General features: G+C 40.3%; 2 protein-coding genes. One reads left to right on the top strand and one right to left on the bottom strand.

Going from position 1 to position 1,540, the window contains the following annotated elements; genetic code table 11:
• The coding region (locus GC093_RS35595; protein WP_376768687.1) for an HIT family protein at window positions 1-227 on the top strand (227 nt) is incomplete at its 5' end.
• 569 nt (window positions 228-796) lie between these two features.
• On the opposite strand, the gene GC093_RS27695 is transcribed toward GC093_RS35595, so the two are convergent.
• A partial coding sequence (locus GC093_RS27695) for an S-layer homology domain-containing protein (RefSeq protein WP_171655172.1) occupies window positions 797-1,540 on the bottom strand: 744 nt, incomplete at its 5' end.

Raw genomic sequence — 1,540 nt, 5'->3', positions numbered from 1 at the left:
TTACAGCGTTTGCAATGAAAAGTACATATGGATGTGATGGGATTTCTACGCGGCAACATAATGAGCCTGCTGGCAATCAAGACGTGTGGCATTATCATCTCCATGTTTATCCTAGATATGTGAATGATCAACTTTATCTGACAAAGGGTTCTCAGTCTGATCCAGATGAACGCTCTTTCTATGCTGATAAGTTGCGTTCTTGGATAAAGGAAACATTTAAGGTCTAGGAGGAGCGAATGATAAGCCTTGTAGGAGATGAATCTGAGATTACGTGGGCCTTACTAGAGGATTGGGAAAAAAATAAGGTTCTCTCATTAAACTAACTGGGAACGAGAACTCAATAAACAACCAGAACTAGGCTGGCTGCACGAACGGTAGCCTTTATTCACCTACACCAGCTAATAGCTTGTCAATATTTCCTGTAAAGTCAATAGAATTCGTGTGGTATAGCAAAAAGTATATTGAATACTTACCTTTTTATGATGTCCTTCTCTAAATGAGCTGCAAATTGCATTTATGATCATCCTTTATAATTCCGCTATTTACATAACCATATACTGGTAATTAAATCGCGTCAACTATTATTGAACCTGGACATACGTATCAAATGCCCTATTTTTTTTGAAGATGTATATACTTTAAGATCAAACGCAGTTAAACAAACAGAAAGACCCTAAAATCCTTGATTAAGAAATCAAATGGATTCTAGGGCCTTTTCTATGCTTCTAGACAGGTTTTGTTGAAGAAATGCACCTGTTTTGTGAACGTGTAACCGTTGCACCCCTTCCTAGTTGTATTACTTAAGTTGATTCAGCACAGATTTGATGTCTGGATTTAAATCAAGAGCTCTTAGAATAATAGTAAGTGATTCTGCTCTCGTAGAAGAAGCGTCAGGAGCAAAGGTACTTGCATCGCGACCCTGAACTAAGCCAGCATCAGAAGCCGCTTGGATTTGAGCCCCGTCCCAAGAACCATCAATATCAGAAAAAGTTCCAGTGCCCTTCTTAACTGCATTAAGATCCACTACTCTGCTGATGATCGCAACGATTTCAGCGCGAGTAATCGTCTTGTCAGGTTTGAACGTGCCATCTTCGTAGCCATTGATAATACCATGGGAAGCAAGGGCGTTAATTGATTCTTTAGCCCAGTGGTTGTCTACGTCAGAAACAACAGATGTGTTAGAAGTAAAATGTATGTTAAATGCTTTTGAAATGATTGTGGCAAATTCAGCACGAGTGATACTTGCATCCGGGTGGAAACTTCCATCTTCATAGCCAGAAACGACACCAAGTTTCACAAACAGGTTAATGCTATCTTTACTCCAGTGATTTGAGATATCAGAGAGACCGACAGTTGATGGGCTAGACTTAGCTTGGGCAATTCTATCTTTCAGGAATGAAATGATTTGTAAAACGTTAACATTATTGGTGAAGACATGTGCGGGTGTTGGTGTTATTGGTTGTGTTTCTGGTGATGGCGTTGCTGGTGTTGTTGCTGGTGTAGTACCACCAGTGGAGCCACCTGAGCGACTGCCACCAAC

This window comes from Paenibacillus foliorum, assembly GCF_013141765.1.
In the GTDB taxonomy this organism is placed as follows: domain Bacteria; phylum Bacillota; class Bacilli; order Paenibacillales; family NBRC-103111; genus Paenibacillus_S; species Paenibacillus_S foliorum.
The sequence above is the reverse complement of the archived record's forward strand: the minus strand, read 5'-3'. Positions and strand labels throughout refer to the sequence as shown.